At 65.0% G+C, this 23,367-nt stretch carries 24 protein-coding genes; 5 read left to right on the forward strand and 19 right to left on the reverse strand.

Features of this window, described 5'->3' with window-relative positions; genetic code table 11:
- Nucleotides 1–97 precede the first annotated feature (97 nt).
- The gene (locus tag HYH08_RS06040; protein ID WP_220008814.1) at nucleotides 98–916 is read left to right on the forward strand and encodes a chromate resistance protein ChrB domain-containing protein; all 819 of its coding nucleotides are present in this window, start codon (nucleotides 98–100) and stop codon (nucleotides 914–916) included.
- Nucleotides 916–2,301: a chromate efflux transporter gene (gene chrA / locus HYH08_RS06045; RefSeq protein WP_220008815.1), complete on the forward strand. Its 1,386-nt coding sequence runs from the start codon at nucleotides 916–918 to the stop codon at nucleotides 2,299–2,301. The genes HYH08_RS06040 and chrA overlap by 1 nt, the downstream gene beginning before the upstream one ends.
- 41 nt (nucleotides 2,302–2,342) lie before the next feature.
- On the opposite strand, the gene HYH08_RS06050 is transcribed toward chrA, so the two are convergent.
- Both HYH08_RS06050 and HYH08_RS06055 read right to left on the reverse strand, forming a co-directional pair.
- Nucleotides 2,343–3,026: an L-2-amino-thiazoline-4-carboxylic acid hydrolase gene (locus HYH08_RS06050; protein ID WP_220008816.1), complete on the reverse strand. Its 684-nt coding sequence runs from the start codon at nucleotides 3,024–3,026 to the stop codon at nucleotides 2,343–2,345.
- 45 nt (nucleotides 3,027–3,071) lie between these two features.
- A complete protein-coding gene (locus HYH08_RS06055) occupies nucleotides 3,072–3,941 on the reverse strand; it encodes a VOC family protein (RefSeq protein ID WP_220008817.1) in 870 nt (289 codons plus the stop codon).
- A 129-nt stretch (nucleotides 3,942–4,070) separates the two neighbouring features.
- On the opposite strand from HYH08_RS06055, the gene HYH08_RS06060 reads away from it, so the two are divergent.
- Nucleotides 4,071–4,697, forward strand: a complete 627-nt coding sequence (locus HYH08_RS06060; RefSeq protein ID WP_220008818.1) for a LysR family transcriptional regulator — start codon at nucleotides 4,071–4,073, stop codon at nucleotides 4,695–4,697.
- 21 nt (nucleotides 4,698–4,718) lie between these two features.
- Here HYH08_RS06060 and HYH08_RS06065 read toward each other — a convergent pair whose 3' ends face one another.
- The 13 genes from HYH08_RS06065 to rpoZ all read right to left on the reverse strand — a co-directional run bounded on the left by HYH08_RS06065 (nucleotide 4,719) and on the right by rpoZ (nucleotide 19,154).
- On the reverse strand, nucleotides 4,719–6,263 hold the full coding sequence (locus HYH08_RS06065; protein WP_220008819.1) for a GMC family oxidoreductase: 1,545 nt from the start codon (nucleotides 6,261–6,263) through the stop codon (nucleotides 4,719–4,721).
- Nucleotides 6,264–6,267: 4 nt separating this feature from the next.
- Nucleotides 6,268–7,818 carry an ABC transporter substrate-binding protein gene (locus tag HYH08_RS06070; protein WP_220008820.1) on the reverse strand — a complete coding sequence of 517 codons (1,551 nt, stop codon included), beginning with the start codon at nucleotides 7,816–7,818 and terminating at the stop codon, nucleotides 6,268–6,270.
- A gap of 372 nt (nucleotides 7,819–8,190) precedes the next feature.
- On the reverse strand, nucleotides 8,191–10,449 hold the full coding sequence (gene parC, locus HYH08_RS06075) for a DNA topoisomerase IV subunit A (RefSeq protein ID WP_220008821.1): 2,259 nt from the start codon (nucleotides 10,447–10,449) through the stop codon (nucleotides 8,191–8,193).
- 60 nt (nucleotides 10,450–10,509) lie between these two features.
- Nucleotides 10,510–10,788 (reverse strand): hypothetical protein, encoded by a 279-nt coding sequence (locus tag HYH08_RS06080; RefSeq protein WP_220008822.1) that lies wholly within the window; start codon nucleotides 10,786–10,788, stop codon nucleotides 10,510–10,512.
- A gap of 102 nt (nucleotides 10,789–10,890) precedes the next feature.
- Complete coding sequence (gene recO / locus HYH08_RS06085; protein ID WP_220008823.1) at nucleotides 10,891–11,643, reverse strand: DNA repair protein RecO; 753 nt, start codon at nucleotides 11,641–11,643, stop codon at nucleotides 10,891–10,893.
- 170 nt (nucleotides 11,644–11,813) lie between these two features.
- Nucleotides 11,814–12,194, reverse strand: a complete 381-nt coding sequence (locus HYH08_RS06090; protein ID WP_220008824.1) for a hypothetical protein — start codon at nucleotides 12,192–12,194, stop codon at nucleotides 11,814–11,816.
- Nucleotides 12,195–12,215: 21 nt separating this feature from the next.
- Nucleotides 12,216–13,142, reverse strand: a complete 927-nt coding sequence (era, locus tag HYH08_RS06095) for a GTPase Era (RefSeq protein WP_220008825.1) — start codon at nucleotides 13,140–13,142, stop codon at nucleotides 12,216–12,218.
- Complete coding sequence (rnc, locus tag HYH08_RS06100; protein ID WP_220008826.1) at nucleotides 13,132–13,980, reverse strand: ribonuclease III; 849 nt, start codon at nucleotides 13,978–13,980, stop codon at nucleotides 13,132–13,134. The genes era and rnc overlap by 11 nt, the downstream gene beginning before the upstream one ends.
- Complete coding sequence (gene lepB, locus HYH08_RS06105; protein WP_220008827.1) at nucleotides 13,977–14,741, reverse strand: signal peptidase I; 765 nt, start codon at nucleotides 14,739–14,741, stop codon at nucleotides 13,977–13,979. Before lepB ends, rnc begins: the two co-directional genes overlap by 4 nt.
- A gap of 247 nt (nucleotides 14,742–14,988) precedes the next feature.
- A complete protein-coding gene (gene acpS / locus HYH08_RS06110) occupies nucleotides 14,989–15,408 on the reverse strand; it encodes a holo-ACP synthase (protein ID WP_220008828.1) in 420 nt (139 codons plus the stop codon).
- Nucleotides 15,405–16,157 (reverse strand): pyridoxine 5'-phosphate synthase, encoded by a 753-nt coding sequence (locus HYH08_RS06115; RefSeq protein WP_220008829.1) that lies wholly within the window; start codon nucleotides 16,155–16,157, stop codon nucleotides 15,405–15,407. The genes acpS and HYH08_RS06115 overlap by 4 nt, the downstream gene beginning before the upstream one ends.
- A 110-nt stretch (nucleotides 16,158–16,267) precedes the next feature.
- Entirely contained in the window at nucleotides 16,268–18,553 is a 2,286-nt protein-coding gene (locus HYH08_RS06120) for a RelA/SpoT family protein (protein ID WP_220008830.1), read from the reverse strand.
- Nucleotides 18,554–18,761: 208 nt separating this feature from the next.
- Nucleotides 18,762–19,154, reverse strand: coding sequence for a DNA-directed RNA polymerase subunit omega (gene rpoZ / locus HYH08_RS06125; RefSeq protein ID WP_008133017.1), 393 nt, complete (start codon nucleotides 19,152–19,154; stop codon nucleotides 18,762–18,764).
- Between the two features lie 329 nt (nucleotides 19,155–19,483).
- On the opposite strand from rpoZ, the gene HYH08_RS06130 reads away from it, so the two are divergent.
- Nucleotides 19,484–20,131, forward strand: coding sequence for a LabA-like NYN domain-containing protein (locus tag HYH08_RS06130; protein ID WP_018644573.1), 648 nt, complete (start codon nucleotides 19,484–19,486; stop codon nucleotides 20,129–20,131).
- Nucleotides 20,112–20,786, forward strand: a complete 675-nt coding sequence (locus HYH08_RS06135; protein WP_220008831.1) for a uracil-DNA glycosylase — start codon at nucleotides 20,112–20,114, stop codon at nucleotides 20,784–20,786. The genes HYH08_RS06130 and HYH08_RS06135 overlap by 20 nt, the downstream gene beginning before the upstream one ends.
- On the opposite strand, the gene HYH08_RS06140 is transcribed toward HYH08_RS06135, so the two are convergent.
- From HYH08_RS06140 to dapA, 4 genes are read right to left on the reverse strand one after another with little or no spacing between them, the layout of a single operon-like run.
- The gene (locus tag HYH08_RS06140; protein WP_220008832.1) at nucleotides 20,783–21,364 is read right to left on the reverse strand and encodes a peroxiredoxin; all 582 of its coding nucleotides are present in this window, start codon (nucleotides 21,362–21,364) and stop codon (nucleotides 20,783–20,785) included. The two genes, HYH08_RS06135 and HYH08_RS06140, sit on opposite strands and share 4 nt — an antisense overlap.
- A gap of 20 nt (nucleotides 21,365–21,384) precedes the next feature.
- On the reverse strand, nucleotides 21,385–21,858 hold the full coding sequence (smpB, locus tag HYH08_RS06145) for an SsrA-binding protein SmpB (RefSeq protein ID WP_035709956.1): 474 nt from the start codon (nucleotides 21,856–21,858) through the stop codon (nucleotides 21,385–21,387).
- A 59-nt stretch (nucleotides 21,859–21,917) separates the two neighbouring features.
- Complete coding sequence (mscL, locus tag HYH08_RS06150; protein ID WP_220008948.1) at nucleotides 21,918–22,331, reverse strand: large conductance mechanosensitive channel protein MscL; 414 nt, start codon at nucleotides 22,329–22,331, stop codon at nucleotides 21,918–21,920.
- A gap of 49 nt (nucleotides 22,332–22,380) precedes the next feature.
- Nucleotides 22,381–23,271: a 4-hydroxy-tetrahydrodipicolinate synthase gene (gene dapA / locus HYH08_RS06155; protein ID WP_220008833.1), complete on the reverse strand. Its 891-nt coding sequence runs from the start codon at nucleotides 23,269–23,271 to the stop codon at nucleotides 22,381–22,383.
- Nucleotides 23,272–23,367 lie beyond the last annotated feature (96 nt).

The following is a 23,367-nucleotide window of genomic DNA, read 5'->3' on the forward strand; positions in this document are numbered from 1 at the left end:
TGGCTGTAATTAGCCCCATGGGGATTGAAGCGATCTCCCCACGAGGCGACATGCCCAAGTATCGCGTCCCGTTCAGTTTTTGCGAGGACGCATCAACATGTCTACGTTCACGACCATATCAGCCGATAAACTGGCGCGCCTGATCGGCACGGCCAATGCGCCCGTCCTGATCGACGTCCGCACGGAGGAGGATTTCGCCGCCGACCGGCGGCTGATCCCCGGCTCGATCAAGCTCAGCCACGAGACCGTCGCGGAATGGGGCGGCGAATTTGCCGGCCGCTCCGCCATCGTGTCGTGCCTGCGCGGCGGCAAGCTCGCGCAGGGCACGGCCGCCTGGCTGAGGCAGCTCGGCGCCGACGCGGAGACCCTCGAAGACGGCTTCGAGGGCTGGAAGGCGGCCAAGCTGCCGCTGGTCGACACCCGCAAGCTGCCGCCACGCGATGCCAAGGGACGCACCGTCTGGGTGACGCGAGCGCGACCGAAGGTCGACCGCATCGCCTGCCCCTGGCTGATCCGCCGCTTCGTCGATCCCAACGCGGTGTTCCTGTATGTGGCGCCATCCGAGGTGGTCGCCGTCGGCGAGCGTTTCAACGGAGCGCCCTTCGACATCGAGAACGTGTTCTGGAGCCACCGCGGCGAGCTCTGCACCTTCGACGTGATGATCGAGGAGTTCGGGCTCGCGACGCCGGCGCTGCTGCGGCTCGCGACGCTGGTGCGCGGCGCCGACACTGCCCGGCCGGATCTCGCACCTGAGGCGCCCGGCCTGCTCGCGGCTTCACTCGGGCTGTCGCGCATGTATGACGACGATCTCGAGCAGCTCGAGGCCGGCATGCTGCTCTACGACGCCTTTTATCGCTGGTGCCGCGACGCCACGGCCGAGACGCACAACTGGCCGACCAACAAGGTGAAGGCGTAATGGATACCCGCAACTTCCAGACAGAAGCTGATGCCGGTCACGGCATCAGCTTCAACGAAGCCTTCCGCGTCTGGCTGCGCGTCGCCTGCCTCAGCTTCGGCGGGCCTGCGGGCCAGATCGCGGTGATGCACCGCATCCTGGTCGAGGAGAAGAAGTGGATCTCCGAGGGCCGTTTCCTGCATGCGCTGAATTACTGCATGCTGCTGCCGGGACCGGAGGCGCAGCAGCTTGCCACCTATGTCGGCTGGCTGATGCACCGCACCGCCGGCGGACTGATGGCGGGCGGCCTGTTCATCCTGCCCGGCGTCATCGCCATCATGGCTTTGAGCTACATCTATGCGGCTTTCGGCAATGTCAGCTTCGTCGAGGCGCTGTTCTTCGGCCTGAAGGCCGCCGTGCTCGCCATCGTCGTCGAGGCCGTCGTGCGCGTCGGCAAGCGCGCGCTGAAGAACCGCATCATGATCGCGCTCGCCGCCATCGCCTTCGTCGCAATCTTCTTCTTTGCGGTCCCCTTCCCGATCATCATCATCGCCGCCGGCGTGATCGGATATATCGGCGCAAGGCAAGGCCGTCAGGAATTTGCTCCGGCCGGTCACGGCCATGGCGGCAGCGGCGCCGTGATCGACAGCCTGCTCGGCGAGGCCGCGCCCGATCATGTCAAACCCGATACCGGTCGCACGATCCGCGTCGGCGCGCTGTGGCTGGCGCTGTGGCTGGTGCCGGTCATTGCCCTGCTCGTCGCGTTCGGCCAGGCCAACGTCTTTAGCCAGATCGCGCTGTTCTTCTCGAAGATGGCGCTGGTCACCTTCGGCGGCGCCTATGCGGTGCTGGCCTACGTCGCTCAACAGGCGGTCGAGCACTATCACTGGCTGAAGCCGCACGAGATGCTCGACGGCCTCGGCATGGCCGAGACCACGCCGGGCCCGCTGATCATGGTGCTTCAGTTCGTGGGCTTCATGGCGGCGTATCGCGATCCGAGCGGGCTATCGCCGATGCTGGCTGCGACGTTCGGCGGCCTGCTCGCGACCTGGGTCACCTTCACACCCTGCTTCCTCTGGATCTTCGTCGGCGCCCCCTACATCGAGCGCCTGCGCGGCAACACCGGCCTTGCCGGGGCCCTCAGCGCGATCACCGCCGCCGTCGTCGGCGTGATCCTCAACCTCTCGATCTGGTTCGCGCTGCACACGCTGTTCCGCAACACCGTGCCGGTGCACGCCTTCCCGCTGAATTTTGACATGCCAGTGCTGACCAGCGTCGACATCCCGGCGCTGCTGCTCGCGGTCGCGGCGGCAACGGCGATCTTCCGGTTCAAGCTGGGGATGCTGACGGTGCTGGCGGGTTCGTGTGCGGCAGGTCTTATCCTGCGGCTGGTTGGAGTGATCTGAGGCGCTCGCCCCACCCTCCCTGTCGTCGGCAGATCGCTTGCCTAACGCAGCCGCGAGAACCGGAAATTGCAGTGGCTGGCGCCGCCGGCCAAGGTCTGCGTCCGCTGCAGGTGAATGCCGCGCGTGGCATAGGCGTCGAAATCGAGGCCGCAGATGTTCGGCAGGATCTCCTCGTCCCCATGGCGCGTCGCGAATTTGCAGAAGCCGCACGCCTTGTAGTCGATGCCGAACTCGAAACTGTCCCCCGGACCGGGCTCGACGAAATCGTAGACGAAGTCCTCCGGAAACGCCTGCTGATGGCGGCTTGTCGCACTGAGCGCGGCCTGTTCACGCAGCAGCGCCTGGTTCCCCGGTGACATGAACTGACGCCCCGCGGCGAGACGTTCCACTTCCGGCTCGTCAAGCAACTGCGCCTTGTAGGTCTCCCGCTCGATCTCGCCGATCACCGCCAACGGCACGCCGTGCCGCCGGAGCACGCGGCTGATCGCCACGAAGCCGATCAGGCGCATGAAGAAATCGCTCATGCGGCTCGCCGCGCCGCCCACATAAGGCATCTGGGTCAGCACGATGTCGAACTCATCCGTCACCGCCTGCCGGATCCCGTCGATATCGGACAGATGCGCGCGCTCGCGCAGCATCGCTTCGGCAAGGTCGAGGCGATGGCGCATGGCGGCCTCCATCGCCGCGCGATGCGCTTCGTAGAAAGGATGGATTATCCCGGCCATGGGAGACCTGCCACGATCGAGCTTATTCCGCAGCAATTGCCCATCTCAGCTTGCCTCCTGGTCGACGAATTCCAGCGCCAGGCCATGCGTGGCGGCAGGCGGGATCCGCAGCACGCCACCGGTCGTCGCGAAGCCGACGCCGCTGCGCTCCAGTGCCCGCCGCGTCGCATCGAGATCGGCGACCGCGATGCGCGCAGCACAGAAGCCCGGCGACGAGCTGCTCGCGAGGCCCGGCAACCGGCGCGCCAGCTCGGAGGGGCCCAGCAACGTGATCCGGTTATCGCTGTCGCCGATCGTCATGCGGCCGGGTGCAAGCTCGGCTGGACCTTCCATGAGCCGCTCGAGAAAACCGCGATGGGCCGCCGGCTCCTCGGCCGACATCACGACCTCGACCACGCGCGCAGCGCCGTTGGCGTGCCGCTGATAATCGGGCTTCCAGAACAGTTCCGGCGGATGACGCTGCTGACAGGTGAAGAACGCGATCCCGAGCATGGCGGGATCAGTGGCGAAGGCCAGCGAGAACGCGACGCGCGCCGTGCCGCCATCCGGCAGCACCGCATCGCGGCCAAAATCGAACGGCGCATAGGCCCCGATGCCCTCGGCTTTGAAGCGGGCCGCATCGGCATGGGCGTCGCTGGTGTGCAGAACCAGCATCGACATGCCTTCGGCCTGCTTCAGAAAATCCCGGTTGTGAGCGGCGAAGCTGAAATTGCCTGGTGTCGCCGGCGGCACCAGCGCATCGTCCGTGACGGCCAGCAGCTCCACAAAATTATCGGCGAACTGCGCAACGCGGTTGCTGGTTCCGAACGGATGCACACCGGTTGGCGTGAGGTTGAAGCCCAGCCTCTGCCACGCCAGCGCTGCCTGTTCGAGGTCATGGACGCAAATGACGAGATGATCGAGGCGGCGGGGCATGGGTTTCTCCGAATTGCGGACCGACCCTATCCGGCAACATCGCCGCGGCGCAAAGCATCATTCCTGCGGTTCAGCGCAAGAAAATCTATTGCAAGGCCGCGGCCGATCGGTGTCAAACTCGCCCTCGCGATGACTTACGCTCTCCCACCACTCAACGCACTCCGCGCCTTCGAGGCCGCCGCGCGGCATCTCAGCTTCAAGCTCGCGGCGCACGAGCTGCACGTGACGCCCGCCGCTGTCGGCCAGCAGGTGAAGGCACTGGAGGCGCGCCTTGGCGTGCAGCTGTTCGAGCGGCTGCACAAGCAGCTCATCCTGACCGCGGCCGGCCAGGCCTATCTGCCCGGGATATCCAAAGGCTTTCGCCACATTGCGGATGCGACCTCGCAATTGAAGCCGTCGGGTGCGGTGCTGCTGCAGTTGGGGGTCGATGGCGCCTTCGACCTGCGCCGTCTCGCCTTGGCGGAGTTTCGCAGCGCGCATGCGGAGATCGGCTTGCGGGTGCTGCAGCCCGCCGGCCTGCACGAACTGATCGAGGGCAAGGTCGATGCGCTGATCGCGCGCGGCGTCGGCCACCATCCGGGCTACCGCTGCGACCGGATCGGTGCGGGATCCGGCCTCGGCGATTGGCTGGTTGCGCCTGAGGGCACCGCGGATTGCCCTGAAATCGTCAGCTTTCGCCAATGGCTGCGGATGCTCTCAGGTGAGACGTTGCGTGCTAACCGCCGCCCGCGCCTGGTCGGCACGGTTGGAGGTTGAGGTAACCCACGGAGCCAACGGCTACCGCATCATCATCCGCGCGATCGCTTCTCCGATCACCACCGTCGTGAAGTGGGTGTTGGCGCGGCAGTCGGAGGGCATGATCGAAGCGTCGGCGACACGCAGGCCGCTGATGCCCTTCACGCTGCCATCAGGATTGACCACGCCGTCGGCGTCATTGACGCCGCTCATGCGGCAGCTGCCGGCGGCGTGCTGGATGTCGCCGGTCACTTGCCGCAGCAACGCATCGAGCTCGTGGTCCGGCAGAGCGGCTGCCTGCGGCAGTGTCAGGTCGGTGTCGGCGAGCCTGATCCAGTCGGCAATGCCTGCAAGCGCCGGCTGCGAGGTGATCACGGCGAGCCGCTTCACCGCATCCCTCATGCGCATCACGTCGCGAGGATCGGCCAGCATGTTCTCCTCGACGACAGGATCGATTGTCGGATCGATCGAGGCGAGCTTGAGCGTCCCGCGCGAATAGGCGTTGAACAGGCCCGCGCCGATGGCCCCGGGCACGCCGATGCCGCGGTGGTTGAAGGCAATCAGGATCATGTCGCGCTTGCCGCCATTGGCAAGGCCCGATGAATAGGTCACGCAGCAATTGGTGTGGCGGGTGTCGGGATCGGTCGGCCGCAGGTCGTCGTGGAGCTGGATCGTGGCGCGGAACAGCGGATGGTCGAAGAAGTGCCTACCCACCGGCAAATCGCGCTCGACCGCGATCCCCATCGCCTTCAACTCCTCGCCAGGCCCGACGCCCGAACGCAGCAGGATCGCCGGGCTGTGGATGGCGCCGGCACACAGCACGATCTGGCGGGCGCTGATCTCCTGGGTGCCCTGCCCTTCGAATTGAACCCGGACGCCGGTTGCCCTTCCGTCCTTGATGACAACGCGATCGACCAGCGCATGCCCGCGAATCTCCAGATTGGTGCGGCCGCGCGCGGGCTCCAGATAGCCTTCATTGGTGGTGATGCGGCGCAAGTCGCGGCTGTTGATGGGATAGCAGGCGACGCCCTCGCCATCCGGCCCGTTGACGTCGTCGCACCAGGGATAGCCGCTCGCCAGCGCGGCGTCGCGCAAGCCACGATCGATCGGGCCCCATTTCTCCGGCGGCGCGCGATAGACCGGCAGCGGACCGCCGCGGCCGTGACCTGCGGCGTCGCCGAACTCGAAATCGTCCTCGATCACGGAGAACAGCGGCATCACCTCTTTCGCCGACCAGCCGGTGCAGCCATTGGCGGCCCACTCGTCGAACGCATCGGCGACGCCGCGGATAGCGATCTGGCCGTTCATCATGGACGAGCCGCCGAGCCCTTTGCCGCGCCAATAGAAGCGCGGCTCCTGCCCCGCCACACGGCGCGTCAGGAGATCAGGCCACTGCCATTTCTCCTGATACTCGCGCTGGTGGATGATCGGGATCGGGTTCGGTGTCCGCACTTCCCAGGGCGCCTCGTCGGCACGCCAGTCGAGACCCGCCTCCAACAGCAGCACGCGCCGCGCGGGATCCTCGGAGAGCCTCGCGGCAACCGCGGCGCCGGCGGAGCCGCCGCCGACAACAATGACATCGTACATCGCGTTATTTCTCGACGTTCCAGAACACGGGAATGGCGGACGGTATCAGATTGCGTAGCGTCGCGCGATAAAGCGCCGGCTGGGCAAACTGCCCCCACGGGATCGCAGGTGCCTGATCGTACATGATGGATTGGATCTCGCCTGCGATCTTCTTGCGATCCTCCTCGGCCGGCGCCTTGGCGAAAGCTTCCATCAGCGGCGTGATGCGCTGATCGCATTGCCAACCGGTGAAATCGGCGCAGTTGAAGGCGACCATGACGTTGGTCAGCGGCGAGCCCAGATCAAAACCGCCGGCGTGGACGCCATAGACGCTCCAGCCCTCCTTCTTGGCGCGACGCGCCAGCACGCTGGCCCAATCCATCACCTGGAGATCGACGTTGAAGCCGGCGGCTTTCAGCCGTTCGGCCAGCACCTGCGCCGAGACGCGCGGGGCTTCGAGATCATTGGCCTCCATCACGACGACGGGCTCGCCGGCATATTTGGTTGCCTTCAGCGCGGCCTTCGCCGCCTCGATCGAGGGCTTCTCGGCCGCTTCCGTGCCGACCTTGCTCTCATAGGTGGTGCCGCAGGTGAAGAACGTCGCGCAAGGCGTGCCGTATTTGGCATCGAGCCCGAGCGCATCCAGCACCTCGCGCTGATCGACCAGCTTCCACAGCACGCGCCGGATCGCAGGATCGTCGAACGGTTTTGACGCGGCGTTGAGACGATAGGCTCCTGCAAACATGTTGCCGCCGGTGAAGTTGACCAGCTTGACACGCGAGTTCTTCTCCAGCTGCGGCAGCAGATCGAACGGCGCATATTGCATGAAGTCGATCTCGCCGGCCTGCAGCGCGGAGGCGGCGGTCGCACCATCGGGAATGACGCGGATCTCCAGCGTGTCGATGTTGACGCGCTTGCCGCCGGCGAGGAAGTCGGCGGGCTCGGGGCGCGGCACGTAGTCGGCGAACTTCTTCAGGATCATGCGATCGCCGGTGCGGTGATCGGCCTTGCTGTAGACGAACGGACCGGAGCCGATGATCTCGGTGATGCGCTGGTCGCCCGGCGTTTTCGCGATGCGCTCGGGCATCATGAAGGCGACGGGGCTGACGGGATTGCCGAGCGCGTCGATGACGAGGCCGGACGGCTCCTTCAAAGTCAGCACGAAGGTCTTCGCATCGGTCGGCTCGAGCGAGGTCGTAATCGCAAAAATGCGGCGGCCGAGCGCGCTGCGGGTGCCCCAGCGGCGCAGCGAGGCGACGCAATCGCTTGCTGTGACCGGCTGGCCATCATGCCATTTCAAACCGTCGCGCAGCGTGAATGTGTAGGTCAAGCCGTCGGCAGAAACCTTCCAGTCCTGCACCATCTGCGGCTTGATCTCGCCCTTGGAATCCTTCGCGAACAGCGTGTCGAACACCATGTAGCCAAACGTGCGCGAAATATAGGCCGTGGAAAAATGCGGATCGAGCGTGACGATCTCAGCCTCGAGCACCGCGACGAGATTGCCAGCCGCATGCGCGGGGGCTCCGATAATCGCGAGGCCCAGCAGCGCCGAAAGGAAAGCCTTTAATTTGAACATTGTACCTTTTGCTTCTTCTTGAGAGTTCATTTGCAGGCGAAGAAAAAGCAATGTTCGTGCCCGATCAACGGGCGCACTTATGCGCTGACGACTATCTGCCAAGCGTTCGCGACTGCACGCTCGCTGCCATCGCCCGGCTTGGACCGGGCGATCCAGTATTCAGAGACGTGCGTGATTGAATCGATAAGGCGCGGCGCACTGGATGCCCCGGTCCCGGCTGCACCAAGCTACGCCGCAGCCCACGGGCGCGCTCGGCGCGCCGAAGCTTTAGCGAAGGCGGCAAGCCGGGGCATGACACCTGTGGTCCGGCATGGGTCCCGGCTCTGTGCAGCAACACTTACGCGTTGCAGCGCGTCCGGGACACGAGCCCACCTACCCGATCGCCTTGCCGAACCTGTTCGACTTCGGGAAACCCTTCGGCGGCAGGCGGCCGGCATCCGCACGGGTGCCCTGCCACTCGCTGAGCTCCTTCATGGTCGCGGAGAATTCGCGGCCCGCGGAGTCCTTCCAGGTCAGGCCGGCCTTGGCCTCGAACACGGTGACATCGGACAGGCCGCCGTCCTTGTACTTCTGCAGGCGCACGCCGCGGCCACGGGCCATCTCCGGCACCTGGTCGAGCGGGAAGATCAGCATCTTGCGGTTGTCGCCGATGACCGCGACGGTGTCGCCGACCACTTCGGTGATCGCCCGCGCCTCGTTCGGCATGTCGACATTGAGGATCTGCTTGCCCTTCTTGGTGGTGCCAACGCAATCGTCCTCGTTGACCACGAAGCCCTGGCCTTCGCTGCTGGCCACCAGGAATTTGCGGCCGCCCTTGTGCACGAACAGCGCGACGGGGGCTGCCTCCTGCTCGAGGTCGATGAACAGGCGGATCGGCTCGCCGTGGCCGCGGCCACCCGGCAGCTTGGCAACGTCGAGCGAGTAGAACTTGCCGTTGGTGGCGAACAGCAGCAGCTTCGAGGTGGTCTCGGCGAAGAACGCGAAGCCGAGCTTGTCGTCCTGCTTGAAGGCGAGCCCGGAGAGATCCTCGACGTGGCCCTTCATGGTGCGGATCCAGCCCTTGTCGGAGACGACGACCGTCACCGGCTCGCGCTCGACGAGGGCTTCCTCCATCGCGGCGAGATCGTGCTCGGGCGCATCCGCAAAAGTGGTGCGGCGCTTGCCGAGCGGTGTCTTCGGCCCGAACATGTCGCGGACCTTGCCGACCTGCTCGCCGACCTTCTTCCACTGCTCGGGTTCGGAGGCCAAAAGGGCCTGGATGCCCTTCAGCTCCTTGCGCAGATCCTTGTCCTCGGTCCGGATCTCCATTTCCTCGAGCTTGCGCAGATTGCGAAGCCGCATGTTGAGGATGGAGTCGGCCTGCAACTCCGTCAGCTTGAACGCCTTCATCAAGGCCGGCTTGGGCTCGTCCTCGGTCCGAATGATCCGGATCACCTCGTCGATGTTGAGGTAGGCGATCAGCAGGCCGCCGAGGATTTCCAGCCGGTGTTCGATCTCGCCCTTGCGGTGATTGCTGCGGCGGATCAGCACGTCGCGCAGATGGTCGAGCCATTCGCGCAAGGCTTCGGCCAGCCCCACGACCTTGGGTACGCGGCCCTTGATCAGCACGTTGAGGTTCAGCGGAATCTTGTTCTCGAGCTCGGTCAGCCGGAACAGGGATTCCATCATCAGCGCGGGATCGACGTTCTTCGACTTCGGCTCGATGACGATGCGGACGTCTTCGGCCGACTCGTCCCTGATGTCGCCGACCAGCGGCAGCTTCTTCTGGTCGAGCAGCTCGGCGACCTTCTCGATCAGTCGCGACTTCTGCACCAGGAACGGAATCTCGGTGACGACGACGGCCCAGGTGCCGCGGTTGCCCTCTTCCTGTTGCCACCTGGCGCGAACGCGGAACGAGCCGCGGCCGGTCGTGTAGGCTTCGGCAATGGCCTGCTTGGAATCGACGCAGATGCCGCCGGTCGGGAAATCGGGCCCCTTGACCCATTTCATCAGCGCCTTCGACTTGGCGTCGGGCTTCTCGATCAGATGCAGCGCGGCGTCGCAGAGCTCGGCGGCATTGTGCGGCGGGATCGAGGTCGCCATGCCGACCGCGATGCCTTGCGCGCCGTTGGCGAGCAGGTTCGGAAAGCCGCCGGGCAGCACGACCGGCTCTTTCGACTGGCCGTCGTAATTGGCGCGGAATTCGACGCCGTCCTCGTCGATGCCTTCGAGCAGAAGCCGCGCGACATCGGTCATGCGCGCTTCGGTATAGCGGTAGGCGGCGGGATTATCGCCGTCGATATTGCCGAAATTGCCCTGGCCGTCGACCAGCGGATAGCGCGAGGAGAAATCCTGCGCAAGGCGCACCATGGCGTCGTAGATGGCCTGGTCGCCATGCGGATGGAACGAACCCATCACGTCGCCGACAATCTTGGCGGACTTCTTGAAGGCGGTGCCGGGATCGAGCCTGAGCAGGCGCATGCCGTAGAGGATGCGCCGGTGCACCGGCTTCAGGCCGTCGCGCGCATCGGGCAGCGCACGGTGCATGATGGTGGAGAGCGCATAGGCGAGATAGCGCTCTTCCAGCGCGTCCCGCAGCGGCACCTCGTGAATTTCGGCCGGTTCTTCCGGCGGAACGATTCGTTTTCCCATGCCGCCCGGTTAAACCGTGGAAGCGAATCGGGCAAGGATGGATTGGTTCCCTGTGGGCTTCTACTGGCCGGCCCAGCCCGCCGTGACGGTCGGCTGCACCTTGGCCGGGGGCGTCGCTGGCGTATTGGCGACGCAGCGGCGAGCGGCCTCGATTTCGGCATCGGTTGCGCCATGGGCTCGCGCCCATGTCTCTGCGGCCGCAGCAGAATATTTCGCCACATAGTACCGGACCACGGTACACGAGGCTTGGCGGAACACGCCAAGTTGCGGCTCGCCGGCCAGGGCGTCAGGCGCAAACGACAATAGCGCCGTGGTCAGCGCAAAACCCCTGATCAACATGTGGGCTGTTCCCCCATTGTGGAACCTGCCCCGCCAACGCCGACAGCTCCATTTCGTTCCCGAGAACCTCATCTCCGAAAGCAAGGCAGCAGCGCGATCCGATCATGGCGCCGGGAGCGCCGCCTTGGCCTGCTGCCGGATCAGGGCATTGATGAAGCCGGCGCGCGCGTCGGAATGGCCTTGCCCGCGCGGCTCCAGCACGTGGCGCAGCAGGAACAGGCCGGTCAGCCGAAAGCCGTCCTGGAGGTCCTGGTCGGTGAGCTCGGTCGCGGCTTCGCCATGGCGCAGGAACGGCGGCAGGCGGAGCAGCCGGTCGCGCCACGGCTCGCCGGCGCCGCGCGACACCGCGCCGCCGGATTTCGGCGAGACGTAGATCAGGTCCGTGGTCTCACCGGTGACGGCGCAATTCTCCAGCGCGAGCCCGAAACCGAGCTCGGCGAGCATGGCCAGCTCGAAATGAATGAGGTGCACGGCGGCGCTGCCGATGTCGTCGAAATCGTCGAGCGAATGCTCGAGCAGCGAAAATATCTCCTCGTGCGGGTCGCGCTCCGGCAGCAGCCGCGCGATCGCGGCCAGATGGGTCACGCCGTAGACGCCGTGGGACGATCCCAGCAGCGTCGCCGCGCGCAGCTTCAGGCCCTCGACCGCATAGGTGCCGAGATGCTCGTCGAGCCGTGCCCGCCAGACAACGGCGACGCTGTTGCCGGGTTGCAGCAAGGGGCGCATCCGCGAGCCGGCGCCGCCGCGGACAAGACCAAGATGCCGGCCATGCGCGCGCGTCAGCAGCTCGACGATGGCGCTGCTCTCGCCATGCCGCCGCACGCCCAGCACGATGCCTTCGTCGGTCCATTCCATGGGAGAAGTCTAGCGGATTCCATTGCCTCCCGCACGCACTCGTGCCCCGGACAAAACGCGGCGCGCAAGCGACGAGTTGCCGAGCCGGGGCCCATCTCTCCGCGCGCTCCTGGGTCCCGGCTCTGCGGCGCAGCGCTGAAGCGCTGCACCTTGTCCGGGACACGAGACCGTCACGCGTTGAACCAGCCCTGCGCGTCGCCGGTGAAGGAGAAATACAGGCCCATCGTCGTCAGCACGCAGGAGACGATCTCGATGGCGCTGTCGAGCTCCAGGCCCTTTTCGCCGATGATCTGGCCGAGCGAGATCACCGAGAGGACCAAAGCCGCCGCCAGCACCCAGCGCGGCCAGTTCTTGCGCCAATGCGCGGCGAGCCAGACGAAATAGACCAACAGCAGGATCATGCCGCCGGCGAGCAAGGTCGCCGTCATGATCATCTGCTCGGTCATCTCGGCGCTGGGTGTGCGGTCCTGGACCGCGACCGAGAGGGCGTCCAGCATCAGCGATGCATAAAGCAGCGCTTCGAAGCGCCGGACATTGCTGGGTACGCTCATCGGATACCGATCTTTTCTTGATTATTCTTTGGGAAATTCCAGGCCCATCTCGCGATAGCGATCGGGATCGTCGCCCCAGTTCTCGCGCACCTTGACGAACAGGAACAGATGCACCGGCACATCCAGGATCTGCATCAGCTCCTTGCGCGAGTCCGCGCCGATCGACTTGATGGTGGCGCCGCCCTTGCCGAGCACGATCTTGCGCTGGCTCTCGCGCTCGACGAAGATCGTCTGCTCGATGCGCACCGATTTGTCCTTGCGCTCCTCCCACTTGTCGGTCTCGACGGTGGACTGGTAGGGCAATTCCTGGTGCAGCTTCTGATAGATCTTTTCGCGGGTGATCTCGGCCGCGAGTTGCCGCATCGGCGCGTCCGACATCTGGTCTTCGGGATAGAGATACGGCCCCGGCGGCACCATCTCGGCGAGCGTTGTGCGGATGTCGTCGACGCCGTCGCCCGAGATCGCCGCGATCATGAAGGTTCGCGTGAACTTCATGCGCTCATTGGCGGCCTGCGCCAACGCCAGCAGCTTCTCGCGCTGGACGAGGTCGACCTTGTTGATGACCAGGATCTTGTCGTGATTGACGCTGGCCGCCTTGGCGAGGATCGCCTCGGCCTCCTCGTCGATCCCGGTCTTGGCGTCGAGCAGCACGCAGACGAGGTCGGCGTCATGCGCCCCGCTCCAGGCGGTCGAGATCATGGCGCGGTCGAGCCGGCGCTTCGGCAGGAAGATGCCGGGCGTGTCGACCAGGATGATCTGCGCATTGTTCTCGATCACGATGCCGCGGATCAGCGCGCGCGTGGTCTGCACCTTGCGCGAGACGATCGTGACCTTGGCCCCGACCAGCGCGTTGACCAGCGTGGACTTGCCGACATTGGGGGCGCCGATCAGCGCCACGAAGCCGCAGCGCGTCGCGGTGGGCGCCTCGCCGCTTGTTTCAGCCGTCATTGCCGCCGCCAACGCCTTCACGTTCGATCATCACCGAGGCCGCCACCTTTTCCGCCGCGCGCTTGCTGCCGCCGATGCCTTCGGCCGGCGCCAGTCCCGGCAGGTCCACAGCGACGCGGAACTGCGGATCGTGATGCGGGCCCGTGCGCTCGACCTCGCGGTAGACCGGCGTCGGCAATCCCTTGCCCTGCGCCCATTCCTGCAACACCGTCTTGGGATCGCGCAGGGGCCGCCGCGGCTTGTGCATGCGCTCGGTCCAGTTGCGCTTGACGAATTCGTCCGCGGCCGCGTGGCCGCCATCGAGGAAGATCGCGCCGATCACGGCCTCGCAGATGTCACCTAGGATGGATTTGCGCAGGCGGGCATCGGCGCTGGAGCCGACCGACCCAAGCTTGATGTCGTCGAGCAGGCCGAGCGATTTGGCGACATCGGCGCAGCTCTCCTTGCGCACGAGCTCGGCGAGGCGCTTGGACAGCTCGCCCTCATCGGCGTTCGGATAGGCATGATAGAGCATGTCGGAAACGACGAGCCCGAGCACGTGGTCGCCGAGGAATTCCAGCCGCTGGTAGCTGTCGCCGCGCTTGCGCCCGGACTTCAGCGCCGAGACATGCGTGATCGCCTGCATCAAGAGGTTCGGATCGGCGAAGCTGTGGCCGATGCGCGCCTCGAGCGCAGCGTTGGCGTCCGCCGCCTTCGCCTTGTCCTTGGCCTTGCTGCTCCGCGCCCGCTTCTTCTTCGCAGGCGCCTTGATCTCAAGTGTCTTGGTTGCAGCTTCGCCCTCAGGGACGGCTTGCGCCTCGATCGGTTGGCTCGCGATGTCCTTGGCTTCGTCTTTCATCGGACGATTTTGAAGAAGCGATTCCAGCGCACCGACCACGGCCAGCGCCAGAACATCCAGGCATGCTCGCCTTCGCCGATGGAGAAGAAGATCATCTGGGCGCGGCCGATCAGATTCTCCTGAGGCACATAGCCGACCTGGCCGAGGAAACGGCTGTCGGTGGAGTTGTCGCGGTTGTCGCCCATCATGAAGAAATGGCCCGCCGGCACGGTGTAGACGTTGGTGTCGTCCATGTAGCCGTGGTCGGCGCAATCCAGCGTCTCGTAGGACACGCCGTTCGGCAGCGTCTCCTTCCAGCGCTTCACCCGCGCGATCGCGCCGTTCTCGGCGCCGCAAGGGTCTTCGCCGACATATTCGCTCATGCGCTGCCGCCCGACCGCGGTGTCGTTGATGTAGAGCAGCCCGTCCTTCATCTGGATGCGGTCGCCGGGCAGCCCGATCACCCGCTTGATGTAATCGGTGGAATCGTCCTTGGGCAGGCGGAACACGACGATGTCGCCGCGGTTCGGGTCCGAGCCCCAGATCCGACCCGAGAACAGCGGCGGCGAGAACGGGATCGAGTAGTGGCTATAGCCGTAGGAATATTTCGAGACGAACAGATAGTCGCCGACCAGCAGCGTCGCCTTCATCGAGCCGGAGGGGATGTTGAAGGGCTGGAACAGGAAGGTGCGGATCACGAGCGCAATCAGGAGAGCATGGATCACGACCCGGATCGTCTCGCCGACGCCGCTCTCAGTTTTCGTTCCCGAAGTCACGCTCATTGCTCTCTCAATTCCGGCCGGCGGTCACAGAGCGCCCTCCTCCCGCGAACAGTCCATCATTCGCGGCCCAAGGAGATTGTCCTGATTCTGATAATGAGGGCCAATTCCGGCGTAAAGCCGAATTCGCCCAGCCTGATTTGCGTCCGCGGACTTTTAGACGGTTGTCGGAGGCCACGCAATCAAGGATCGCATCAAAACTGCATAAGACATTGATTTTTCACACGAATATAAAGCAAGGCGGCTTGGCTCAAGGTTTGGCCAGTGGCACGGCCGAAATGACGACGAAGGCCTGGGCGAGCGGCCAGTCGTCGGTGATCGACAGGTCGATCCGCGCCTCAAAGCCATCAGGGGTCAGGGCCTGGAGCCGGGCCAGCGCCCCGCCGGTCAACTGCATGGTCGGCCGCCCGCCGGGCAGGTTGACCACCCCCATGTCGCGCCACCAGACGCCGCGCCGGATGCCGGTGCCGAGCGCCTTGGAGCAGGCTTCCTTGGCGGCAAAGCGCTTGGCGTAGGTCGCCACCACCATCTTCTCGTTCTTGGCGCGGCGCTCGGCCTTGGCCCGCTCGGCCGGGGTGAAGATGCGATCGAGGAAGCGCTCGCCATGGCGCTCCATCACCTTGGCCACGCGGGTGATGTCGATCAGGTCGGAGCCGATGCCGATGATCATGCCCGGCTCCGGCCGCGGTCCATCGCCGCGCGCATGCTGCGGACGGTCTCGGCGAGGCCGACGAACAGCGCCTCGCCGATCATGTAGTAGCCGATGTTGAGCTCCATGATCTCCGGCAGCGCGGCGATCTTCTCGGCCGTCGCATAGTCGAGCCCGTGGCCGGCATGGACCTCGAGCCCGGCCGACTTCGCAAGCTTCACGCCCGCGATGATCCGCGTCCACTCGGCCTCGGCCTTGTCGGTGTGGCCGTCGGTGACGGCATCGCACCAGGCGCCGGTGTGGATCTCGATCACAGGCGCGCGCAGCCGCGCCGCCATCTCGATCTGCGCGGGGTCGGCGGCGATGAACAGCGAGACGCGGATGCCGGCATCGCTCAGTCGTGCGATGTACGGCGCCAGCGCATTATGCTGGCCGACCACATCGAGCCCGCCTTCGGTCGTCACCTCCTGCCGGCGTTCCGGCACCAGGCACACCGCATGCGGCTTGGTGTCCAGCGAGATCCGCATCATGTCGTCGGTCGCGGCCATCTCGAAATTGAGCGGCTTGGAAATCTCCGCCTTCAGCCGCGCCATGTCCTCGTCGCGGATGTGGCGGCGGTCTTCGCGTAAATGCGCGGTGATGCCGTCGGCGCCGGCCTCGATCGCCAGCAGCGCGGCGCGCACCGGATCGGGGTGGCGGCCACCGCGCGCGTTACGCACAGTCGCGACATGGTCGATATTGACGCCGAGGCGGAGCGGAGAAGCGGGCATTGCAGGACTCACGAAGTGACATGTCTCAACTCGTCATGCGCGGGCTCGACCCGCGCATCCATCCTCTTTGAAGAGATGGGTTGCCGGGTCAAGCCCGGCAACGACAGAACTCATCCATTAACACGTTCGACTTTGGCGACGACCGCCTTTGCGCGGAGCTGCGCCAGGATCGCGCTCAAATGCTTCAGATCGTAGACTTCGAGATCGATCGTCGTCTCCGTGAAATCAGGGGAGCGACGCTGCATGCTGATATTGTCGATATTGCCGTCATGCTCGGCGATCACGGTCGCGATCTGCGCGAGAGCGCCGGGTTCATTGACGTTCTCGACCTTGATGCGGGCGGGGAAGCGCTGCGGCACGCTATCCTCGATGTCCCAGCGGACATCGAGCCAGCGCTCCGGCTCCTCCTCGAAATCCTTCAGCGCCGGCGCCTGGATCGGGTAGATGGTGATGCCCTCGCCCGGCGTGACGATGCCGACGATGCGGTCGCCCGGCACCGCACCGCCGTTCGGCGCAAACTTGATCGGCAGGTCGGAATTGATGCCGCGGATCGGGATCGCCACCGGGCTGCGCGGCGGCTCCGACGGCTTTTCCCTGAGCTTGGCGGCAAGCCCCTTCTTGACGCCATAGCGCGCGATACGCTCTTCCTTGTAGTCGGGGTACATCGCGCGCGCGACGTGGGAGGCCTTGATCTCGCCGCGCCCGACTGCCGCCATGACGTCCTCGATCGAGGTGCGCGCGAGGCGCGGCAGTGCGCCCTTGAGCTTGTCGTCGGCGTATTCGATCTTGGCGCGCTCGAACAGGCGCTCGACGATGCGCCGGCCGAGGCCGACATATTGATCGCGCACGGCGGTGCGCGTGGCGCGGCGGATCGCGGCGCGCGCCTTGCCGGTGACCGCCAGCGTTTCCCAGGCCGACGGCGGCGCCGACTGCGCTTCCGAGGTCAGCACCTCGACCTCGTCGCCGTTCTGCAGCTCCGAGGACAGCGGCGAGAACTTGCCGTTGATCTTGCACCCCACCGCGCTGTTGCCGACGTCGGTATGCACCGCATAGGCGAAGTCGATCACGTTGGCATGGCGCGGCAGCGCGATCAGCTTGCCCTTCGGGGTGAAGCAGAACACCTGGTCGTGGAACAGTTCGAGCTTGGTGTGCTCGAGGAATTCCTCGGGGTTGGCGCTCTCCGAGAGGATGCCGATGGTGTGGCGCAGCCAGGCGAACGCGGTGGATTCGCGCTTGAGGAATTCGGTCGGCGAGCCCACGCCTTCCTTGTAGAACACGTGCGCGGCGATGCCGCGCTCCGCGATCTGGTCCATCGCCTCGGTGCGGATCTGCAGTTCGACGCGCTGGTTGCCGGGGCCGATCACCGTGGTGTGGATCGAGCGATAATCGTTCTGCTTCGGCGTCGAGATGTAGTCCTTGAAACGCCCCGGCACGACCGGCCAGGTGGTGTGGACGATGCCGAGCGCGCGATAGCAGGCCTCGATGTCGCTGACGACGAGGCGGAAGCCGAAGATGTCGGACAGCTGCTCGAAGCCGACCGATTTGCGTTCCATCTTGGTCCAGATCGAAAACGGCTTCTTGCGGCGGCCATAGACCCGCGCTCCCAGGCCGCGGTGGCGCAGGTTGTTCGAGAGCTGGTCCTCGATCTCGCCGATCAGATTGCGGTTGCGCTCGGCGAGCGCGTCGAGCCGCTGCATCACCACCGAATAGGCTTCCGGGTCGAGGGTGCGGAAGGACAGATCCTCCAGCTCCTCGCGCATTTCCTGCATGCCCATGCGCCCGGCCAGCGGCGCGTAGATGTCGAGCGTCTCCTCGGCGATGCGGCGGCGCGATTCCGTGGGCACGAAGTCCAGCGTGCGCATGTTGTGCAGGCGGTCGGCAAGCTTGACCAGAAGCACGCGGACATCGTCGGCAATGGCCAGCAACAATTTGCGCAGGTTCTCGGCCTGCTTGGCCTCGCGCGATACCAGTTCCAGCCGCTTCAGCTTGGTGAGTCCCTCGACCAGCGCGCCGATCTCGGGGCCGAAGATCTGGTCGATCTCGGCCCGCGTCGCCTCGGTGTCCTCGATCGTGTCGTGCAGCAGCGCGGCCACGATGGTGGCATCGTCGAGCTTGAGGTCGGTGAGAATCGCCGCCACCTCGAGCGGGTGCGAGAAGTACGGATCGCCCGAGGCTCGCGTCTGCGAGCCGTGCGCCTTCATGGCGTAGACATAGGCGCGGTTCAGCAGGTCTTCGTTGGTGTTGGGATTGTAGGAGCGGACGCGCTCGACGAGGTCATATTGACGCATCATGCGCGCACGCGGCTTCGCCGGACGGGCCACTGGCGCAGTCGGGGCCACGGCAACCGATTCGGTTGCGGCCTGCATCTGCGTTGATCTCCGGCGTCGATACACCATGCCGTCCTGCCTTCAAACGGACCACCCGACGGCCCGTTGTATACATCCTAGCGCCGAACGCGCGCGTGTCCGATCAATTCGATGACAGGAGCGCGGCGCGACGCGACAACGCTATGGTAACCACGAAAACGCCAACAAAAGCAAAGGCCCGAACAACGGTTCGGGCCTCTGATAAGATCACAAGAATTCGACGACTGCGATGGACGATTTACTCGTCTTCCTCGGGCTGCTCTTCCGGCGGCGCGAGGCCCTCGAGGCCCTTCAGGAGCTCCTCTTCGGTCATGCGCTCAACGGCAACTTCGGTATCGTCGGCATCGACGCTCGCGCCGGCGGAACCGATCAGCGGCACGGTGTCGGGTTCGGGCTCGTCGACTTCGACGAACTTCTGGAGCGAGTGCACCAGCTCCTCGCGGAGGTCCTCCGGAGAGATGGTCGTGTCGGCAATTTCACGCAAAGATACAACAGGGTTCTTGTCGTTATCGCGATCAACCGTTAGTTGTGAACCCGACGAAATCATGCGGGCACGGTGGGCGGCCAGCAGGACTAGGTCAAACCGGTTGTCGACCTTGTCGATACAATCTTCTACGGTGACGCGAGCCATGGACTGTCGCTCCGTTGTGGGTGGGACGAATTATGTGGATGATTGGGGCTAGTTATAGGGGCCAAGCCGATTTCGCAAGGCCAATTTGTGATTTGGCCTCGCCAAATGGCTCTGCTACCCCCACATTGGGGCTGGGATGGGTGTTTTCCCGGGCTGCCATCGAGGGCGGCGCCGGGTGTATGAGAGTCCGTCATAACTTAACCGTGTTTGCCCCGACTTCTCCGGAATTGCGGTTTCGACGGGCCTTGGCGGCAATCTAGAACTGCGCGGCTGATTGTGGCCGTGCCAACAATAAACGATCAATCACGACCACTACGCGAGCAAACTGAATGTCACCTTCTCCTACCAACAAGATCGCGCTCTTCATCGACGGGGCCAATCTTTACGCGACGGCGAAAACTCTCGGCTTCGACATCGATTACAAGCGCCTGCTGAAGGAGTTTCAGAGCCGCGGCACCCTGCTCCGGGCGTTCTACTACACAGCCATCATCGAGGATCAGGAATACTCCTCGATCCGCCCGCTGATCGACTGGCTCGACTACAACGGCTACACCGTCGTCACCAAGGCGACCAAGGAGTTCATCGACGCCTCCGGCCGCCGCAAGGTCAAGGGCAACATGGACATCGAGCTCGCGGTGGACGCCATGGAGCTCGCCGAGCACATCGACCAGATGGTGCTGTTCTCGGGCGACGGCGACTTCCGCTCCCTGGTCGAGGCCGTGCAGCGCCGCGGTGTGCGGGTCACGGTGGTCTCCACCATCGCCAGCCAGCCGCCGATGATCGCCGACGAGCTGCGCCGCCAGGCCGACGTCTTCACCGACCTCGTCGAGCTGCAATCCAAGCTCGGCCGCGACCCGTCCGAACGCCCCGCCCCGCGCGACCGCGGCGAGCGTGGCGAGGGACGCCACCACGCTCCGCAGTTCCTCCAGCGCGCGACCACGATGGCGCCGAGGGGCGATGACGACTTCGAGGAGTGAGACGGCCCACTCCAGCCGTCAACCTCTCGCCCTCGTCCCCGACCGTGACTGTCCGCTCTGCCCGCGCCTGGTCGCCTTTCGCGAGGCGAACCGCGCGCGCGAGCCGCTATGGCACAACGCTCCCGTTCCCCCGTTCGGCGATATCAAGGCCCGTCTGCTGATCGTCGGCCTCGCGCCCGGTATGCAGGGCGCCAACCGCACCGGCCGGCCCTTCACCGGCGACTATGCCGGCGACCTGCTCTACGCCACGTTGCTTGAGTACGGCTTTGCCAGGGGGGCCTACAAGGCGCGGCCCGACGATGGGCTGAACCTGGTTGACTGCCGGATCGCCAATGCCGTGCATTGCGTTCCGCCGCAGAACAAGCCGCTGCCGGTCGAGATCAACACCTGCCGCCGGTTTCTGTCAGCGAACCTCGCGACCATGCCGAACCTGCGCGCGATCGTCGCGCTCGGGCGAATTGCGCACGACAGCGTGCTCAAGCCGCTGAATCTGAAAGCCTCGCAAGCCCCCTTCGGCCACGGCGCGGTGCATCAGGCCGGCGCGTTCAAGCTGTACGACAGCTACCATTGCTCGCGCTACAACACGAACACCGGCGTGCTGACGGCGGACATGTTCCGCAGCGTGTTCGCGAAGATAAAAGCTGATCTCGACTAAGCTTTGACAGGAGTGGCCTTCAGCCAGTCCAGCACATCGCCGGCGTTCCGGTCGGGCGGAAACACCGGGTAGAACACGTGGCTGATCCTGGCATTGTCGATGACGAGCGCGAGACGCTTGATCAGCGTCAGGCCGGCAACTTCCATGGTCGGGAGATTGAGCGCGCGCGTCAGCGCCAGCTTCTCGTCCGACAGCACCGGAAACGGCAGATGCAGGCGCGAGGCCATTTCGGTCTGGTAGGCGTTGCTCTGGGTCGAGAGGCCGAACACCTGGGCGGCGCCGGCGGCCTTCAGCTCGGCGAACAGGTCGCGAAACGCACAGGTCTGCGGCGTACAGCCGCGCGCGCCCGGGATCATGTCCCAATCGTCCACCAGCGAGATCTTGCCGGGCTCGCCGGTGCGGGGATACGCGAACACCACGGTTCGCCCCGGGAGCGCCGACAGCGTCACGGACGTGTCGTCGGTCGCGAGCAGGCTGACCGGCGGCAACGTCAGACCCTCGAGATGCGCGGCGCCGCCGTCATCGGCCGGCGCGGGAATCTGGCTCCAATCCACCTCGAGCAGGTTCTTCTGAGACATCCAGCTATCCCCCTTCGCCGCTATCCCCTCGCCCGCATCAGGCGGCCCTTCTCGCGGCTCCAGTCGCGCTTCTTCTCGGACTCGCGCTTATCGTGCAGTTTCTTGCCCTTCGCAACCGCGAGCTGCAATTTGGCGCGACCTCGCTCGTTGAAATAGAGCTTGAGCGGGATCAGCGTCATGCCCTCGCGATCGACCGCGCCCATCAGCTTGTTGATCTGCCGGCGGTGCAGCAGCAGCTTGCGCGGCCGCTTGGGCTCGTGATTGAAGCGGTTGCCCTGGAGGTACTCGGGAATGGTGGCGTTGATCAGCCAGATCTCGCCGTCCTTGGAATCGGCGTAGGATTCCGCGATCGTGCTCTTGCCGTTGCGGATCGACTTGACCTCGGTTCCGGTCAGCGCGATGCCCGCCTCGATCGTATCCTCGATCGCATAGTTGAAGCGGGCCTTGCGATTTTCCGCCATGACCTTGATCGGACGTTCGTTCTTGTCGGCCATGGAAGCAAAACCTGATCGAATTAAGCGGCGACGCTAACAGATTGGATGAAGCGCGCGCGTCACTTCTTGAGGAGATCGCGGATCTCGGTCAGCAGCACGACCTCCGCCGACGGCTTCGGCGCCTCCGCCGGCTTGGTCTCTTCCTTGCGCTTCAGCGTGTTCATGGCACGGATCACCAGGAACAGCACGAAGGCGACGATGATGAAGTTGATGGTCAGCGTCAGAAAGCTGCCGTACGCGAGCACGGCGCCTTGCTTTTTCGCATCCGCTAAGTTGGTGGCGGTCACCGTCTTCGACAAGGGGATGAAGTAGTTCGAGAAGTCGAGACCACCAGTCGCGGCGCCGATGATCGGCATGATGATGTCACCGACCAGCGAAGTGACGATCGCGCCGAAGGCCGCGCCGATGATGACGCCGACGGCGAGATCGACGACGTTGCCCTTCATGGCGAACTCACGGAACTCCGTGAGCATCTTCCTGCCCTTCGCGTCGACGCTCATGAACGGCTCCCGGCTGGCTAATTCAGTTGATCAGGCCAGCGTGCACCATGGCCTCGCGCACGGCAACGCGGGTCGGCTCGGACACCGGAACCATTGGAAGCCGCAGCGTCTCGTCGAGCTTGCCGATCAGCGACATCGCGTACTTGATCGGCGCCGGGTTGCTTTCGATGAAGAGATTGTTGTGCAGCGGCATCAGCTTGTCGTGGATCGCGAGCGCCGCCTTGGTGTCGCCCTTCGCCCAGGCGGCATGGAACTCCGCGCACAGGCGCGGCGCGACGTTCGAGGTCACCGAGATGCAGCCATGACCGCCGTGGGCCATGTAGCCGATGATGGTGGCGTCTTCGCCCGAGAGCTGGTTGAAGTCCTCGCCCATCGCGGCTCGCTGCTGCGACACGCGCACCATGCTGGCGGTGGCGTCCTTGACGCCGGCGATGTTCTTCAGCTCCCACAGCCGCTTCATGGTGTCGACCGACATGTCGATCACCGAGCGCGGCGGGATGTTGTAGATGATGATCGGAATCCCGATCGCATCGTTGATCGCCTTGAAGTGCTGGTACATGCCTTCCTGGGTCGGCTTGTTGTAGTAGGGCGTGACCACGAGCACGGCGTCGGCGCCCGCCTTCTCGGCGTGCTGGGCGAGTTCGACCGCTTCCTTGGTCGAGTTGGAGCCGGCGCCAGCGATCACGGGAACGCGGCCCTTGACCTCCTCGATGCACCATTCGACGACCTTCTTGTGCTCGTCATGGCTGAGCGTCGGGCTCTCGCCGGTGGTGCCGACCGGGACTAGGCCGTTGGTGCCCTCGGAGATCTGCCAGTTCACCAGGGAGCGGAACGCCGCCTCGTCCAGCGAGCCGTTTTTGAACGGCGTGACCAAGGCGGTGAACGACCCCCGGAATTTCGTCTTGGCTGCCATGGACTTCCTCCGTACGCGGCGATTTCTGAGCAAGCCCCTTTCATACCGGGTCTCACCCGGCGGTAAAAGGGCCGCAGCCCGGTGACGCACCGTTTA

Origin of the sequence: Bradyrhizobium sp. BR 10289 (assembly GCF_019455385.1) — a bacterium.
Lineage (GTDB): Bacteria > Pseudomonadota > Alphaproteobacteria > Rhizobiales > Xanthobacteraceae > Bradyrhizobium.

Excerpts from the sequence above, each read along its gene's own strand:
- acpS (WP_220008828.1), bottom strand. The coding sequence starts at position 15,408 with ATGATCATCGGCATCGGCTCCGACCTGATCGACATCACCCGCGTGGCC.
- HYH08_RS06130 (WP_018644573.1), top strand. The coding sequence starts at position 19,484 with ATGTCACCTTCTCCTACCAACAAGATCGCGCTCTTCATCGACGGGGCC.
- HYH08_RS06050 (WP_220008816.1), bottom strand. The coding sequence starts at position 3,026 with ATGGCCGGGATAATCCATCCTTTCTACGAAGCGCATCGCGCGGCGATG.
- parC (WP_220008821.1), bottom strand. The coding sequence starts at position 10,449 with ATGGGAAAACGAATCGTTCCGCCGGAAGAACCGGCCGAAATTCACGAG.
- era (WP_220008825.1), bottom strand. The coding sequence starts at position 13,142 with ATGACGGCTGAAACAAGCGGCGAGGCGCCCACCGCGACGCGCTGCGGC.
- rpoZ (WP_008133017.1), bottom strand. The coding sequence starts at position 19,154 with ATGGCTCGCGTCACCGTAGAAGATTGTATCGACAAGGTCGACAACCGG.
- HYH08_RS06115 (WP_220008829.1), bottom strand. The coding sequence starts at position 16,157 with ATGCCCGCTTCTCCGCTCCGCCTCGGCGTCAATATCGACCATGTCGCG.
- HYH08_RS06135 (WP_220008831.1), top strand. The coding sequence starts at position 20,112 with ATGACGACTTCGAGGAGTGAGACGGCCCACTCCAGCCGTCAACCTCTC.
- HYH08_RS06070 (WP_220008820.1), bottom strand. The coding sequence starts at position 7,818 with ATGTTCAAATTAAAGGCTTTCCTTTCGGCGCTGCTGGGCCTCGCGATT.
- rnc (WP_220008826.1), bottom strand. The coding sequence starts at position 13,980 with ATGAAAGACGAAGCCAAGGACATCGCGAGCCAACCGATCGAGGCGCAA.
- HYH08_RS06055 (WP_220008817.1), bottom strand. The coding sequence starts at position 3,941 with ATGCCCCGCCGCCTCGATCATCTCGTCATTTGCGTCCATGACCTCGAA.
- HYH08_RS06080 (WP_220008822.1), bottom strand. The coding sequence starts at position 10,788 with ATGTTGATCAGGGGTTTTGCGCTGACCACGGCGCTATTGTCGTTTGCG.
- dapA (WP_220008833.1), bottom strand. The coding sequence starts at position 23,271 with ATGGCAGCCAAGACGAAATTCCGGGGGTCGTTCACCGCCTTGGTCACG.
- HYH08_RS06140 (WP_220008832.1), bottom strand. The coding sequence starts at position 21,364 with ATGTCTCAGAAGAACCTGCTCGAGGTGGATTGGAGCCAGATTCCCGCG.
- HYH08_RS06060 (WP_220008818.1), top strand. The coding sequence starts at position 4,071 with ATGACTTACGCTCTCCCACCACTCAACGCACTCCGCGCCTTCGAGGCC.
- smpB (WP_035709956.1), bottom strand. The coding sequence starts at position 21,858 with ATGGCCGACAAGAACGAACGTCCGATCAAGGTCATGGCGGAAAATCGC.
- HYH08_RS06040 (WP_220008814.1), top strand. The coding sequence starts at position 98 with ATGTCTACGTTCACGACCATATCAGCCGATAAACTGGCGCGCCTGATC.
- chrA (WP_220008815.1), top strand. The coding sequence starts at position 916 with ATGGATACCCGCAACTTCCAGACAGAAGCTGATGCCGGTCACGGCATC.
- mscL (WP_220008948.1), bottom strand. The coding sequence starts at position 22,331 with ATGCTCACGGAGTTCCGTGAGTTCGCCATGAAGGGCAACGTCGTCGAT.
- recO (WP_220008823.1), bottom strand. The coding sequence starts at position 11,643 with ATGGAATGGACCGACGAAGGCATCGTGCTGGGCGTGCGGCGGCATGGC.
- HYH08_RS06065 (WP_220008819.1), bottom strand. The coding sequence starts at position 6,263 with ATGTACGATGTCATTGTTGTCGGCGGCGGCTCCGCCGGCGCCGCGGTT.
- lepB (WP_220008827.1), bottom strand. The coding sequence starts at position 14,741 with ATGAGCGTGACTTCGGGAACGAAAACTGAGAGCGGCGTCGGCGAGACG.
- HYH08_RS06120 (WP_220008830.1), bottom strand. The coding sequence starts at position 18,553 with ATGGTGTATCGACGCCGGAGATCAACGCAGATGCAGGCCGCAACCGAA.
- HYH08_RS06090 (WP_220008824.1), bottom strand. The coding sequence starts at position 12,194 with ATGAGCGTACCCAGCAATGTCCGGCGCTTCGAAGCGCTGCTTTATGCA.